We start from the raw sequence: 14,582 nt of genomic DNA, 5'->3' as shown, positions 1-14,582 counted from the left end.
CCCCGCCCTAGCCCCGCCCCGCCCTGCCCCGCCCCGCCCTGCCCCGCCCCGCCCCGCCCCGCCCTGCCCCGCCCCGTCTTGCCCCGGCCCGTCGCACCATCTGAGGGGTTAACCCCGCAGATGGTGGGTTGCCTCGCCGCATTCTCGGGGGGCAACCCACCATCTCAGGGGATAACCCCTCAGATGGTTAGTGAAGGCGCGACGGTGGTCGAACAATCGATCAGTGGCCGGTGTGGTGTGCCCGAAGGGTGACTCAACCGGTTTGGGGAGGGTTGAGGCCGGACCTGGGGGTGGGTGGAGCCGTGAGGTAGCGGGTGATGGTCGGGCCGAGCCAGGCGACCGCCTCCTCGCGAGTCAGGTTCGCGACCGGCGGAAGCGCGAGGATGTACCGGCAGAGCGCAAAGCCGAGCGCCTGGGTGGCGACGAGCCCCGCGCGCGTCGCTGCACTGGCCGTGGGCACCGGGGTGGCGGGGTCGCCGAGTTGCGCTCCGCCGACGGGGTCGCCGGGTTGCGCTCCGCCGACGGGGTTGCCGAGGTGAGATCCGGGGCCTGGCCGGTGCGCGTCGCCTCCGCCGGGCGGAGTGCTCAGGTGCATGATCGCTGGGCCGAGTTGGTCGGCGAAGAGCTGGCGCATGCGGTCGGCGGCGGCCTCGTTGGTGACGCTGGCGCGGAGTAGCGCCTTGAGCGATTCGTCGTCCTCCCAGCGGTCGAGGAAGTGGTTGGTGAGTGCCGCCCCGATCTCTTCCCGCGGAACCTTGCTCAGATCGGGCAGCCGCAGGTCGAATTCGGCCGCGGCCGCGAAGAGCTTCTCCTTGTTGCCGAAGTACCGCATCACCATCGCGGGATCGATCGCCGCGTCGGCCGCGATCGCCCGGATCGTCGCCCGCTCGTAGCCGTCCGCCGCGAACCGCTCCCGCGCCGCCGCCAGGATGACCCCCCGGGTCCGATCCGCCGACCGCTTCCCATCGCTCATCCTCACACCGTAGGTCAACAGGTGTTGACTTGGCCAGCTCGTGCGATCGTGAGAGGTGGGGAGGGGGCCGGGATGGGCGCCGACGTGATCGTGGTGGGGGGTGGCACAGCGGGGTGCGTGCTGGCGGCCCGGCTGAGCGAGGAGGAGGCGTGTTCGGTGGTACTGGTCGAGTCCGGGCCGGACTATCCGACCCTGGACGAGTTGCCGGCCGATGTCGCCGACGCTTCCGAGCCGACGGTGGGCCACGACTGGGGGTACCAGGCTGAGGCCGACAGTCTGGACCGGCGCATCTCACTTCCGCGAGCCCGGCTGATCGGCGGCTGTTCGGCCACCAACGGCTGCTTCGCACTGCGCGGCGCGCCGGCTGACTACGACCGCTGGCACGAGTTGGGAAACCCCGGATGGAGCTTCGCGGAGGTACTGCCGTTCTTCCGGCGGTTGGAGTCCGACCTGGACTTCGCCGATCAGTGGCATGGGGCCGACGGCCCGATCCCGATCCGCCGCCACCCCGTCGACGAGCTCAACCCGATCCAGCGGGCCTTCATCGATGCCGCGGTCCAGGCCGGACACGCGTACGTCGCGGACCACAACCGGCCAGGCGCGCTCGGCGTCGGACCGACACCACGCAACGTCCGCGACGGCCTGCGGATGAGCACTGCCGTCGCCTACCTCTCGGCCGCCCGGCATCGCCCGAATCTCACGATCCGCTCCGGCGTGACGATCGGATGGGTGCGGATCGCCGACGGAGTCGCTGTCGGCGTACGGTCCACAACCGGCGAACTGATCGAGGCCGACCGGGTCGTTCTGGCGGCCGGCAGCTACGCCAGCCCGGCGATCCTGGCCCGCTCGGGCATCGGGTCCGCGGCTCGGCTGTCCCGTCTCGGCATCGATGTCGTGGCTGATCTTCCGGCGGTCGGCGAGCACCTGATCGACCACCCGATCGTCGCGGTCGACCTACCCACCAGACCCGCCGACGGTCCGCGGTTCCAGGCGATCGCCACCCTGGCCCCGACGTCCGCAGGTCCGCCGGACCTGCATCTGTTCACCGCCGGACCGTTCCCTGTCGAGCGCGACGTCAGCGAGGCCGGCGCGGTGTTCGGCATCGTCGCCGGGCTGATCGCGCCGCGGTCGCGGGGATCGGTACGCCTCCGGAGCGCCGACCCCGACGATCCACCGCTCATCGACGTCGCCCATCTCCGCCACCCCGATGACCTCGCCCGGATGGTCGAGGCGATCGTCGAGGCCCGGCGGATCGCCCGCACCGAGCCACTCGCCGCCCTCGTCACCGGCGCCGAACTGGCGCCCGGACCGACCGTTGCCGACGACGACCACACCGCGATCGCCGACTCCGTCCGCGCCCGCGTCGCGTCGTACCACCACCCGGTCGGCACCTGCCGGATGGGTCCCGACCCTGACCACGACGCGGTGGTGGACGCCCAGGGCCGCGTCTACGGCGTCGACCGCCTCTGGGTCGCCGACGCCTCGGTGATGCCGGCCATCCCCGCCGCCGGCACCAATCTCCCCACCATCATGCTCGCCGAGCGAATCTCCACCTGGCTGCGCACTCCGTCTGGAACACCGTAGGTCAACGAGTGTTGACTTGGCTGGTTCACCCTGCCTACAGTGAAGTCAACAAGCGTTGGCCAACAGGCGTTGACCGGGAAGGGGTGGTCGGGATGATTCCGGAGAAGACCGAGGTGCTGGTGGTGGGGGCCGGGCCGGTGGGGCTGGCGGTGGCGGTCTCGCTGGCCGGGCATGGTCGGCAGGTGACGGTGGTCGATCGGCAGGCGGCGGGAGCGAACACCTCGCGTGCCTCCGTGGTGCACCCGCGGACGCTGGAGTTGCTGGAGCGGATCGGGGTCAGCGAGCGGCTGACCGAGCTCGGCATCCACGTCGAGCAGTTCAACATCGCCGACGGCGACCGGACGCTCGTCCCGGTCCGCTTCGACAAGCTGCCGACGGAGTACCCGTATGTCCTGATGATCCCGCAGAACGTCACCGAGCAGGTCCTGCTCGAGCGGCTGGCCGAGCTCGGTGGCACGGTCCATCGTCCGTACGTCGCCACCGGGGTACAGCAGAGCGTGGACGGTGCCGAGGTCTCGTTGGAGTCGGGTGAGGTGATCAAGGCGCAGTACGTCGTGGCCGCCGATGGGATGAACAGCCGGATGCGTGATCTGGCCGGGCTCGGATTCGACGGTGCTGAGGCGTTGCCGCTGAACTTCACGCTGGTGGATGTGCGCGTGGAGAGTGGGCTGCCGGCTGACGAAGTACTGCTGTACTTCTCGAAGTCGGGCATGCTGGTGGCGGCGCCGTTGCCGGATGGGACTTTTCGGTTGGTTGCTGAGGTCGAGGAGGCGCCGGAGCATCCGGATGTCGCCTATGCGCAGCGGTTGCTCAACGCTCGCGGGCCGCAGGAGGAGAGTGCGAGGGTCACCGAGGTGGTCTGGGGTTCGCGCTTCCGGATCCATGAGCGGGTGGCCGATCGGTATCGCGAAGGGCGGGTCGTACTGGCCGGCGACGCGGCCCACACCCACAGCCCAGCAGGCGGCCAAGGTATGAACCTCGGCCTCCGCGACGCCGTCGTCCTGGGCGATGCCCTCGCCGACGCCCTGACCACCGGCGACGAATCCAAGCTCGACGACTACGCCAAAGCCAGCCGCGAAGAAGCAGTCCGGGTAGTAGCACTCGCCCACCGCCTGACCCGCCTGGCAACAGCACCGACAGCGCTGAGGCCGGCCCGCAATGCAGGCCTCCACCTGCTGTCCCACCTGCCCGCCTTCCGGCGTGGGCTCGCAGAACAACTCGCCGCCATCGGCCCCCGCTAACCCACCTCCCGCGCCTCCTCACCCACCACCTGCTGCCGCCCCCACACCCCACCCGCGCACCGCGCGGAGCGCGGTGCGCGGGTTTCCCCGCTCTTCTCCGGGAACTGCTTCCACCTGCCCACCTCGGAGCCCTACCCTCCAGTTACCCATTGCAACAACCTCACTACTGGAGGTCACCGTGTTCCATCCCGCCCGATGGCACCGACTTGTCCCCCTCGCGATCGCGGCTGCCGTGGTCGTCGGCGCCGGTAGCCATGTCCAGGCTGTCGCGCCACCCGACCGCAAGGTGCAGGCCTACGAGAAGGCCGAGCTGATCCAGCTGCTCCGGATCAACACCCCGACGACGGCCGATCGCAAGCGACTGAACACCCTGGATCTCGACCTGGCCGAGTCGGCAGGCAAGAACTACGTCGACGTGGTTGCCTATGGCAACCAGGATCGGCGGCTGCTGAAGCTGGCCGGCTTCACCTGGTCGGTGCTCGAGGACGATCTGGTCGGCGCCGACCAGGAACGCGAGCGCGCGGACGCGGCGTACGCGAAGGCGGTGAAGACGCGCGCCATCCTCGCCACCTTGCCGAGCGGGCGTACGGCGTACCGGCAACTGGCCGACTACAACAACGACCTGGCCTCGCTGGCGTCGCAGTACCCGACGAAGGTCAAGCCGATCACGCTGAAGAACACCTCGCTGGAAGGCCGTACGGTCCGCGGCATCGAGATCAGCCGCGACGTCAACGTGAGCAACGGCAAGCCGGTGTTCATCATGATGGGCCTGCACCACGCGCGCGAGTGGCCGTCGGGTGAGCTGACGATGGAGTTCGCCTACGACCTGCTGAAGAACGACGGTGTGGTGCCGCGGATCACCAACATCCTGGACAAGGCGCGGATCGTCATCGTCCCGGTGGTGAACCCCGACGGCTTCAACCTGAGCCGCACCCTCGGCTACGAGATGAAGCGGAAGAACTGCCGCGTCACCAACGGCCAGATCCCGACCACCGGCCAATGCGGGCAGTCGTCCAACCAGTCGCGCGGCACCGACCTGAACCGCAACTACGCCGGCTTCTGGGGCGGCCCGGGCGCGTCGACCAGCCTCACCTCGGAGACGTACCGGGGTGCGAGCGCCTTCAGCGAGCCGGAGTCACGCAACATCCAGTCGCTCGTCTCGTCGTACCAGGCGACGACCCTGATCACGAACCACACCTACTCCAACCTGGTACTACGTGAGCCCGGGTACGCCGGTGCCGGCAACACCCCGGACGAGGCGCTCTACAAGTCGCTCGGCGACCAGATGGCGGCCCAGAACGGCTACGACAGCCAATTCGGCTACGAGCTCTACGACACAACCGGTACCACCGAAGACTGGTCGTACTACGCGACCGGCGGACTCGGTTTCACCTTCGAGCACGGCGCGAGCAGCTTCCACCCGGCGTTCAGCAACATCGCCAACTTCTATTTCGGCTCGGGAAGCACCGCAGGCAAGGGAAACCGCGAGGCCTACCTGATCGCTGCCGAGAGCACGATCAACCCGGCCCGGCACTCGATCATCACCGGTACCGGCCCAGCCGGCGCGGTCCTGCGGCTGAAGAAGTCGTTCAACACCAAGACCTGGAACGGCACTCTCATCCCGGACGTGCTCGACACCACGATGACGGTGCCCGCGAGTGGCACGTACACGTACCACGCCAACCCGTCGACGCGGCCGATCACCGTCCAGCAAGGCGGTACGGAGTCGTGGACGCTGACCTGTGAGCGCCCGACCGGTCAGGTGCTGGAGACCCGCGCGATCACAGTGGCCCGGGGAGCGTCCGTCACGGCGAACCTCACCACCTGCGCGGCGGCCTTCTAGCCGGCGGTCGACTCGCGAATCTGCAAGGTGTAGGGAACGGTGAGGTCGCGGCGGTCGACCTCACCGGTTCCCGCGATCCGGTCCAGCAGCAGCGCTACGGCGTTCTCGGCGAGCCAGTCCTTGTCCGCCGAGATCGTCGTCAGCGACGGTGAGTGGTAACGGCCGTCCTCGATGTCGTCGAAGCCGACCACCGCGACGTCCCCGGGCACCGACAGCCCGGCGTCGGCGAGCGAGCGCAAGGCGCCGAGCGCGAGCGAATCGTTGAAGCAGAACACGGCATCAGGCCGGTCGGGCAGCGCGAGCAGTTCGCGCATCGCCGCGGCACCGTCCTCCCGGTGGTACCCCGTGCCGGCCAGCTCCAGCGCGGGATCGAGCGGCAGGCCCGCCGCCTTCAGCGCCTTGCGGTAGCCCTTCCGCCGTACGGCACCCGTCCCCGCGCCGCCGCCGACCCCGATCGCGGCGATCCGGTGGCGGCCGATCGAGATCAGGTGCGTGGTTGCGTCGAAGGACGCCTGGACCGAGTCGACCGCGACGTGGTCGAGGGTGCCGCCCGCATGGCGCTCGCCGAGCAGGACGAGCGGTTTCGCGTTCGCGGCGAGCTCGATCTTGGCCGGGGCGGTGGTGATCGGCGAGAAGATGATGCCGTCGATCAGTTGGCCACGCATACCGTCGAGGACCAGCTTCTCGGCGGCCGGTTCACCCTCGGTCTGGTCGATCAGGACGGTGATGCCGCGCTTTTTGGCCGCCCGGCTGATGGCTGCGCCCAGCTCAGCGAAGTACGGGGAGGCCATCTCCGGGATGGCCAGCGCGATGAAGTCGGAGCGGCCCTTGCGCAGCGAGCGGGCGCTGACGTTCGGGGTGTAGTCGAGTGCCTCGATCGCGGCCTCGACCTTGGCCCGGGTCTGCGCGGTGATGTGCGGGTAGTCGTTGATGACGTTGGAGACCGTCTTCACCGACACCCCGGCGCGTGCCGCCACATCGCTCAGCCTGGTCGCCATCCGTCATCCCTTCGCCCAACTGTTGCCTGAGTGTGCCATGGCCTCGGACGGCCAGGCCTTTACAGCGGATGTCAATCGTTGTAAAAACTCAGGTTAATCGATGTAAAGATCTCTCTGGAGGATCTGTGGCTCGTCTTGCGGTCGACCCCGCGTTCGTTGTCGGCGCCCTGGACCGGCGGCTGTTCGGCTCGTTCGTCGAGCACATGGGGCGCTGTGTCTACACCGGGATCTACGAACCCGGCCATGCCAGCGCGGACCCGGACGGGTTCCGCGAGGACGTGCTCGCGCTGGTGCGCGAGCTGGGCGTGACCGCGGTCCGCTACCCGGGCGGGAACTTCGTCTCCAACTACCGCTGGGAGGACGGCGTCGGCCCGAAGGACCAGCGGCCGCGCCGGCTCGATCTCGCCTGGCGTGCGGTCGAGCCGAACCAGTTCGGCACCGACGAGTTCGTCGCCTGGTCCCGCAAGGCAGGCGTCGACCCGATCTGGGCGGTCAACCTCGGCACCCGCGGCATCGCCGAGGCGGTCGAGCTGCTCGAGTACTGCAACCTCCCAGCCGGTACGGCGACCGCCGACCGCCGCGTGGCCAACGGTGCTCCCGAGCCGCACGGCATCAAGGTGTGGTGCCTGGGCAACGAGATGGACGGCCCCTGGCAGATCGGCCACAAGACCGCCGAGGAGTACGCCCGGCTGGCCGAGGAGACGGCGAACGCGATGCGCCGGGTCGATCCAGGCATCGAGTTCGTCGCCTGTGGATCGAGCAACCGGCACATGCCGACCTTCGGTGACTGGGAACGCACCGTGCTGGAGCGCACCTACGACCTGGTCGACCACATCAGCCTGCACGCGTACTACGAGCCGAAGGACGGCGACCAGCAGAGCTTCCTCGCGGCCGCCGAGGACATGGACCGGTTCATCGACTCGGTCGTCGCGACCGCGGACCACGTGAAGGCGCTCAAGCGCAGCGACAAGGAGATCACCTTGTCGTTCGACGAGTGGAACGTCTGGTACCAGGCGCGCTTCCCCGGCGAGCTCGGGCTGGACGTCCGCGAGGTCGGCCCGCTGATCGAGGACACCTACACCGTCGACGACGCGGTGGTGGTCGGCAGCCTGCTGATCACCCTGCTCCGGCACGCCGACCGAGTGAAGATCGCTTGCCTGGCGCAACTGGTCAACGTGATCGGCCCGATCCGGACCGAGCCGGACGGCCGCGCCTGGCGGCAGTCGACCTTCCACCCGTTCGCGCTGACCGCGAAGCACGCGGGTTCGACGGTACTCCGCACAGAGGTGGCCGGCCCGGACATCGAAACGGCGGCGTACGGGCGGGTACCGGCTCTGTGGAGCACAGCGACGTACGAGGAGTCCACCGGCGAAGTGGTGCTCTTCGTGGTGAATCGAAGCGAGACCGACAAGGTCGACCTGGAGGTGCCACTGCAGCCCGGTCTGCGAGTGGTCGAGCACCTCGCCCTGTACGACGACGACCGGAGTGCGGTCAACACCGCCGAGGACCCCGACCGGGTGGTGCCGCGACGCGTCGACGGCACCGAGGTCATCAACGACAGCTGTACGGCCACGTTGCCCCCTGCGTCGTGGCACATGATCAGGCTCTCCCCTGGAGGTACACGGTGAACACCATCAACCGGCGAATGATGCTGGGCGGAATCGGCGCTCTGGGGGCGGCCGGCGTCCTGACCGCCTGCGGTTCCGGCTCGGCGGGCAAGCCCGGCGCGGCCGCGCCCGCGACCGGCGACGGCGGCGCGAAGGGGTACGAAGGCCCGAACGTCGAGCTCGACTTCTGGAACGGGTTCACCGGTGGTGACGGCCCGTTCATGCGCAAGATCGTCGACGCGTTCAACGCCGAGCACGCGAACATCAAGGTCAAGATGACCGTGATGCAGTGGGCCGACTACTACACCAAGCTGCCCACCGCCGTCAGCAGCGGCCGGGGTCCCGCGGTCGCGATCATGCACGTCGACTCGCTCGCCACCAACGCCGCCCGCAACGTGATCGAGCCGCTCGACGACGTGGCGAAGGCGCTGGACCTCAAGCAGGAGGACTTCGCCGACGTCGTGTGGAAGGCCGGTGAGTACAACGGGAAGCGGTACGGCATCCCGCTGGACATGCACCCGCTGGGCTTCTTCTACAACAAGACGCTGATGTCGCAGGCCGGTCTGGATCCAGCCAAGCCGCCCGCGACCGCGGACGAGTACATGGCCGCGCTGGAGGCCCTGAAGGGCAAGGGGATCCAGGGGCACTGGGCGACGCCGTTCCAGTTCACCGGCGTGATGAGCGTGCAGTCGCTGCTCTGGCAGTTCGGCGGCGAGCTGTTCAACGCTGACTCGAGCAAGACCACCTGGGCCGAGGAGCCCGGCGTCAAGGCGCTGACCTGGTTCACCGACCTGGTGAAGAAGGGCTACAGCCCGAAGAACGTCGCGCAGGACGCGGACAACATCGCGGTGATGAACGGCAAGAACGCGTTCGTCTGGAACGGCATCTGGAACATCAACACCTTCAAGGAGAAGAAGGGCCTGGAGTGGGGGGTCGCGGCGATCCCGAACATCGGCGGCAAGCCGGCCGCCTGGTCCGGCTCGCACCAGTTCTGCCTGCCGAAGCTGAAGACGCCCGACGCCAACAAGTCCGCGGCGGCCCGGGTCTTCGTGAACTACGTCAGCCAGAAGTCCATCGAGTGGGCGAAGGGCGGTCAGGTGCCGGCCCGCAAGCAGGTCCGCGAATCGGCCGAGTTCAAGGCGCTGCCCGAGCAGTCCGCGCTCGCGACCCAGGTCAACGACCTGCACTTCCCGCCACCGGTGCCGGGCATCGGCGACGCGCTGGCTGAGCTCAACAAGGCGGTCAACGAGGCCGTACTGCTGAAGACCGAGCCCGCCAAGGCGTTGTCGGACGCGGCCGGCCGCTCCGACAAGATCCTGGAGGCCAACCGCAAGAAGTACGGGGCATGAGGGGATACGGCCGGGCTACGCCGTACCTCTTCCTGGCGCCGTATCTCGCGCTGTTCTTGTTGTTCGTCGTCGGTCCGGCGATCTTCGGCCTGTGGATGAGCCTGCACGACTGGGACTTCCAGTTGCCGGGCAAGCCGTTCGTCGGGTTGCAGAACTACAAGGACCTGTTCGACTCGCAGTCGACCACCGCCGAGCCGTTCTGGCACGGGATGCGGGCGACGGCGATCTTCACGCTCGCGTCGGTGCCGTTCCTGGTGACGTTGCCGCTCGGGCTGGCGGTCGTGCTCAATCGGCGGTTCCCCGGCCGGACGTTCTTCCGGGCGGTGTTCTTCGCGCCGTACGTGCTCGGAGTCGCCGTGGTCGGGCTGATGTTCCGGTACATCCTGGACACCAGCTTCGGCGTGCTGAACGCGTTCCTCGGCCTGTTCGGGATCGGCGAGATCGGATGGACCACCGAGCAGCCGTGGGCGTTCGCGTCGCTGGTCGGGATGACGGTGTGGTGGACGATCGGCTTCAACGCGATCATCTACCTGGCCGGCCTGCAGGACATCCCGGCCGATCAGTACGAGGCCGCGGAACTCGACGGAGCCAACCGCTGGCAGGCGTTCCGGCACATCACCGTGCCGGGACTGCGGCCGGTCGTCACGTTCGTCGTCACGATCACGATCCTTGCCTCCGCCAACATGTTCGGGCAGGCCCTGTTGGTGACGCAGGGCGGTCCGGGTGACACCACCCGGACCGCGTTGATGGTGATCGCGGACACCGGGCTGGCGCAGTTCCGGATGGGCCAGGCGACGGCGATGAGCTACGTGCTCGCGGCCTGTCTGGCGATCGTCTCGCTGATCAACTTCGCGCTGCTGAGGGAGAAGAAGTCATGAGGCGGCGCAGGTCCCCCGGTTTCTGGGTACTGATCGGGCTGCTGACACTGGTGTTCGTCGCGCCCCTGCTGTGGATGCTGCTCACTTCTTTCAAGACGATCGGTGAGTCCCAGCAAGCTCCGCCGACGATCATCCCGACGGACCCGACCGGGCGCGCGTACGGCGAGGTCCTCACGACCGGCGGGCAGAACCCGGTACTGCGCTGGTTCATCAACTCGCTCGTCGCGGCGACTCTGCATTCCGGGCTGGTCGTGCTGGTCGCGTCGATGGCCGGCTACGCGCTGGCCCGGATGGAGTTCCGCTTCAAGAAGCCCATCTTCGCCGTCATCCTGGCGACCCTGTTCGTGCCGGGTTTCGTCTTCCTGATGCCGAACTACCTGCTGATGGACAAGCTGGCCTGGCTGGACACGCTCTGGGCGCTCGTCGTCCCGGGCGCGGCCGGCGCCTTCGGGGTGTTCTTCATGCGGCAGTTCTTCCTCGCGCTGCCGCGTGAACTCGAAGAGGTGGCGATGATCGACGGCGCGAACGCCTGGACGGTCTTCACCCGGATCATCCTGCCGAACGCGAAACCCGCGCTGGCCACGCTGACCGTGCTGTCCTTCCTGGCCAACTGGAACGACTTCATCTGGCCGCTCTACGTGCTCTTCTCGCCCGAGCGGCTGACCCTGCCGGCCGGGCTGAAGCTGCTGCAGGGCGCCTACACCACCGACTATCCGGTGATCCTGACCGGCGCGACCGTCGCGTCCGTCCCGGTCCTGATCCTCTACGTCTTCGTCCAGCGCTACGTCATCGAAGGTGTCGCCCGCAGCGGCATCAAAGGCTGACTTCCACCAGAGGGGAACCCCGCCCGTGCCTCCTAGACGCTTGTTCGCAGCGGCACTCGCTGTCGCCGCGGTTGCCACCGGTACCACGGCCGCCGTCGCCGCACCCCCGCCCGCTCCCGTGACCACGCTCAACGACATCTCGAAGCCCTTCGCCGACACGTTCGCCGACCCGTCGATCATCCAGGGCCGCGACGGCTACTGGTACGCGTACGCCACCTCCGACCCACTCGTCGCCAACGGCCCGTTCGGCCTGATGCACATGGCCAGGACCAAGGACTTCGGCTCCTGGGAGTACCTCGGCACCGTCTTCAACGACAGCACCAAACCGGCCTGGGCCGCACCTGGCTCGTTCTTCTGGGCGCCGGACATCCGGTACTTCGGCGGCCGGTACGTCATGTACTTCACCGTCACCGACACACTCGCCAACCCGGGTGGCGATCCGGGGATCGGCGTGGCCACCGCCCCGACTCCCGCCGGTCCCTGGACTGCCACCGACGGCCCGGTCGTCGCGCCCAAGCCGGACGGCAACGGCGGCTACTTCGGCACCATCGACCCGGCGATGCTCACCGCGGCCGACGGCAAGCGCTACCTCTACACGGGTGGCTTCTACGGCGGACTCTCCGTCACCGAGCTCACCCCCGACGGGCTGCACTCGGTCGGTACACCCACCCAGGTGACCGTCGGCGACCGCTACGAGGGCTCGTACGTCGTGTACCGCGACGGCTGGTACTACCTGATGGGCTCGTCCAGCAACTGCTGCGCCGGCCCGACCACCGGGTACTCCGTCTTCGCCGGCCGCTCCAAGTCGCCGCGCGGCCCGTTCCTGGACGCCGACGGGGTGTCGATGAACGAGTCGCGGGTCGGCGGCACGACCGTGATCACCCAGAACGGCAACAAGTGGATCGGTCCGGGCCATCACGCCTTCATCACCGACGCGGCCGGGCAGGACCACATCGTCTACCACGCGATCGACCGCAGTACGCCGTGGCTGACCGACCCGTTCGGGATCAACCGCCGCCCGATGCTGATCGACGACATCGACTGGATCGACGGCTGGCCGCGCACGCGGGCCGGTGCCGGTCCGTCCGACACCCCGCAGCCTGCTCCGACGACGGGCTCGGCGCTGGGGATCGACTCCACCGACCCGGCGGGCGGTCTACGGGGTGCGACCAAGCTGGCTGGTGACTCGCTTAGTGGGCCTACTGCATCCATCCGTGGGGCTGCGACGACGCGACAGTCCGCGCCCGCTGGCTCGGTGCGGGTCGAGGCCAACGTCAAGCTCGGCAACAGCTTCACCACCGTGGTGGGCGGCGGGGCCGTCGTGGTCACGGTTGGCGCTAGCAAGGTCAGCATCGTGGCCGGCGGGCGGACAGCGAGTGCTCCGTTGCCGGCCGACTTCGATCGGTCCCAGTGGAACAACCTCATCGTCGAGGTCTCCGGAAGCAAGGTGACTGCGCGGGTCAACGACGCTGGACTCGGCGACCTCTACGCGGAGGCGCAACTCGACGTACGGGGGCTGAAGGTCCGGTCGGCTCCGGTGAGTTGGCTGGGGACGGCGGAGGTCGACAACCTGACCGTGCGCCGCGCGGCCGAGCCGGTACGCCGGGCTGCCGCAGTACCGGTTGCCGGGAAGCTGCTCGCCGCCGACGAGTTCAATGGAGCACTCGGTGACCAGTGGTCGTGGGTGCGGCCGGACGCGAAGGCTGTCGTTGCTAACGGCAACTTGTCATGGCCGTTGCAGAACACCGATCTGGTCGGTGGCGGCAACAACGCCGGGCTGCTCTTCCACCAGACGCCGGCCGGGAACAGCTGGATCGCGGAGACGAAGCTGCACCTCGACCTCGGTGAGGGCGACATCCGCAACTACCAGCAGGCCGGGATGATCGCGTATCTGAACGACGACGACTTCGCGCGGCTCGGCGACGTGTCGATCTGGCGGACGCGGCAGACCGAGTTCGGGCGCGAGTTGGTGGCGCGGCCTTCCGACGGTGCGACCAGCTACGGCGGCGCGGCGATCGGGCGATCGGCGCCGACCATGTGGATGCGGCTGGCGTACCACCGCAACGCGGCCGGGGAGCACGTGTACCGGGCGGGGACCAGTACCGACGGGAAGAAGTGGACCTGGGGCGCGTCCTGGGTGCTGCCGGCCGGGGTGACGCCGAAGCTGGGGCTGTACGCGCATGGCGACCAGACCGGTTCCAACCCGCCGCCGGTGGCCACGTTCGACTACTTGCGGTTCTACGCGAGCAAGTGATGCCGCGCTGGCCGGGGTTGCTGCTGCTGGTCGTACTGGCGGCGGGGTGCAGCAACCCCGGCAGTGCTCCTTCTGAAGGGACGACGATGGGCTTCACCAACCCGGTGTACGACGGCAACTTCGCGGATCCGCAGGTGATCGCGGTCGGCTCGGAGTACTACGCGTTCGCGACGAACGGGCCACTGGGCAACATCCAGACGCTGACGTCGACCGACCTGGTGTCTTGGGATCAGGTGGGTGATGCGTTGCCGTCGCTCCCCGGGTGGACGTCTCCGGGGAAGGTCTGGGCGCCGGAGGTCGCAGTACACGGAACCGACCGTTTCGTCATGTATTACACGACTTCCGACGATGCGTCGGGCCGACAATGCGTGGGCGTCGCGGTGGCCGCCACAGCCAAAGGTCCATATGTCGACAAATCGAGTAAACCGTTGATCTGTCAGGTGGACGAGGGTGGTTCGATCGACGCGAGCCCGTTCCAGGACTCGAGCGGGCGGCGCTGGCTCTACTGGAAGAACGACGGCAACGCGATCGGCGTCGACACCTGGATCTACGTCTCCAAGCTCTCGCCCGACGGGCTGACGCTGGTCGGCGGGACGACTCGGCTGATCAAGCAGACGCTGCCGTGGGAGGGCAACCTGGTCGAGGCGCCGTATGTTGTCGAGCGCAACGGCAAGTTCCATCTGTTCTACTCGGCCAATGCCTACGACAAGGCGGAGTACGCCGTCGGCCACGCGCTGTGCGAAACCCCGGCCGGCCCCTGTGTGAAGTCGGGCGATCCCATCCTCACCACCTCGTCCGATGCCGCCGGTCCCGGCCACAACATGGTGCTGGTCAAAGACGACCGCTACTGGTTCGTCTATCACGCGTGGGATCCGGCGCTGGTCGGCGTCGACCCGCCCGGCCGCACGATGTGGCTGTCCGAGCTCACCTGGGACGGTGACGAACCCGTCGTCCAGTCGCCACAGAAGCGCAATCCGGCAACGCCCTAACCTTTCTGGTCCGCACCGCATCTAGAGGTATGAAAGCGATAG

At 68.3% G+C, this 14,582-nt stretch carries 11 protein-coding genes; 9 read left to right on the top strand and 2 right to left on the bottom strand.

All coding sequences use genetic code 11. The features are described from left to right. Window positions 1-253: 253 nt before the first annotated feature. Window positions 254-973: a TetR/AcrR family transcriptional regulator gene (locus ABD116_RS11420; RefSeq protein WP_343967856.1), complete on the bottom strand. Its 720-nt coding sequence runs from the start codon at window positions 971-973 to the stop codon at window positions 254-256. Between the two features lie 72 nt (window positions 974-1,045). Between ABD116_RS11420 and ABD116_RS11415 the strand changes: the two genes are divergently transcribed. The 3 genes from ABD116_RS11415 to ABD116_RS11405 all read left to right on the top strand — a co-directional run bounded on the left by ABD116_RS11415 (window position 1,046) and on the right by ABD116_RS11405 (window position 5,641). Continuing rightward, a complete protein-coding gene (locus ABD116_RS11415; RefSeq protein ID WP_343967854.1) occupies window positions 1,046-2,557 on the top strand; it encodes a GMC family oxidoreductase in 1,512 nt (503 codons plus the stop codon). Between the two features lie 92 nt (window positions 2,558-2,649). Further along, the gene (locus ABD116_RS11410; protein ID WP_343967852.1) at window positions 2,650-3,798 is read left to right on the top strand and encodes an FAD-dependent oxidoreductase; all 1,149 of its coding nucleotides are present in this window, start codon (window positions 2,650-2,652) and stop codon (window positions 3,796-3,798) included. A gap of 178 nt (window positions 3,799-3,976) precedes the next feature. Continuing rightward, entirely contained in the window at window positions 3,977-5,641 is a 1,665-nt protein-coding gene (locus ABD116_RS11405) for a M14 family metallopeptidase (RefSeq protein ID WP_343967850.1), read from the top strand. On the opposite strand, the gene ABD116_RS11400 is transcribed toward ABD116_RS11405, so the two are convergent. After that, window positions 5,638-6,639 carry a LacI family DNA-binding transcriptional regulator gene (locus ABD116_RS11400; RefSeq protein WP_343967847.1) on the bottom strand — a complete coding sequence of 334 codons (1,002 nt, stop codon included), beginning with the start codon at window positions 6,637-6,639 and terminating at the stop codon, window positions 5,638-5,640. The two genes, ABD116_RS11405 and ABD116_RS11400, sit on opposite strands and share 4 nt — an antisense overlap. Before the next feature lie 125 nt (window positions 6,640-6,764). Between ABD116_RS11400 and arfA the strand changes: the two genes are divergently transcribed. The 6 genes from arfA to ABD116_RS11370 are packed head-to-tail and all read left to right on the top strand — an operon-like array spanning window position 6,765 to window position 14,540. Next, complete coding sequence (gene arfA / locus ABD116_RS11395) at window positions 6,765-8,267, top strand: arabinosylfuranosidase ArfA (RefSeq protein ID WP_343967845.1); 1,503 nt, start codon at window positions 6,765-6,767, stop codon at window positions 8,265-8,267. Beyond that, window positions 8,264-9,595 carry an ABC transporter substrate-binding protein gene (locus ABD116_RS11390; protein ID WP_343967843.1) on the top strand — a complete coding sequence of 444 codons (1,332 nt, stop codon included), beginning with the start codon at window positions 8,264-8,266 and terminating at the stop codon, window positions 9,593-9,595. The genes arfA and ABD116_RS11390 overlap by 4 nt, the downstream gene beginning before the upstream one ends. Continuing rightward, window positions 9,592-10,473 carry a carbohydrate ABC transporter permease gene (locus ABD116_RS11385; protein ID WP_343967841.1) on the top strand — a complete coding sequence of 294 codons (882 nt, stop codon included), beginning with the start codon at window positions 9,592-9,594 and terminating at the stop codon, window positions 10,471-10,473. Before ABD116_RS11390 ends, ABD116_RS11385 begins: the two co-directional genes overlap by 4 nt. Next, window positions 10,470-11,297: a carbohydrate ABC transporter permease gene (locus ABD116_RS11380; RefSeq protein ID WP_343967839.1), complete on the top strand. Its 828-nt coding sequence runs from the start codon at window positions 10,470-10,472 to the stop codon at window positions 11,295-11,297. The genes ABD116_RS11385 and ABD116_RS11380 overlap by 4 nt, the downstream gene beginning before the upstream one ends. A 25-nt stretch (window positions 11,298-11,322) precedes the next feature. Next, complete coding sequence (locus ABD116_RS11375) at window positions 11,323-13,551, top strand: glycoside hydrolase family 43 protein (protein WP_343967837.1); 2,229 nt, start codon at window positions 11,323-11,325, stop codon at window positions 13,549-13,551. Further along, complete coding sequence (locus tag ABD116_RS11370) at window positions 13,551-14,540, top strand: glycoside hydrolase family 43 protein (RefSeq protein WP_343967835.1); 990 nt, start codon at window positions 13,551-13,553, stop codon at window positions 14,538-14,540. The genes ABD116_RS11375 and ABD116_RS11370 overlap by 1 nt, the downstream gene beginning before the upstream one ends. Window positions 14,541-14,582 lie beyond the last annotated feature (42 nt).

The organism is Kribbella koreensis (genome assembly GCF_039525325.1).
GTDB classification, from domain to species: Bacteria; Actinomycetota; Actinomycetes; order Propionibacteriales; family Kribbellaceae; genus Kribbella; species Kribbella koreensis.
This window is presented reverse-complemented; position numbering and strand designations above follow the sequence as displayed.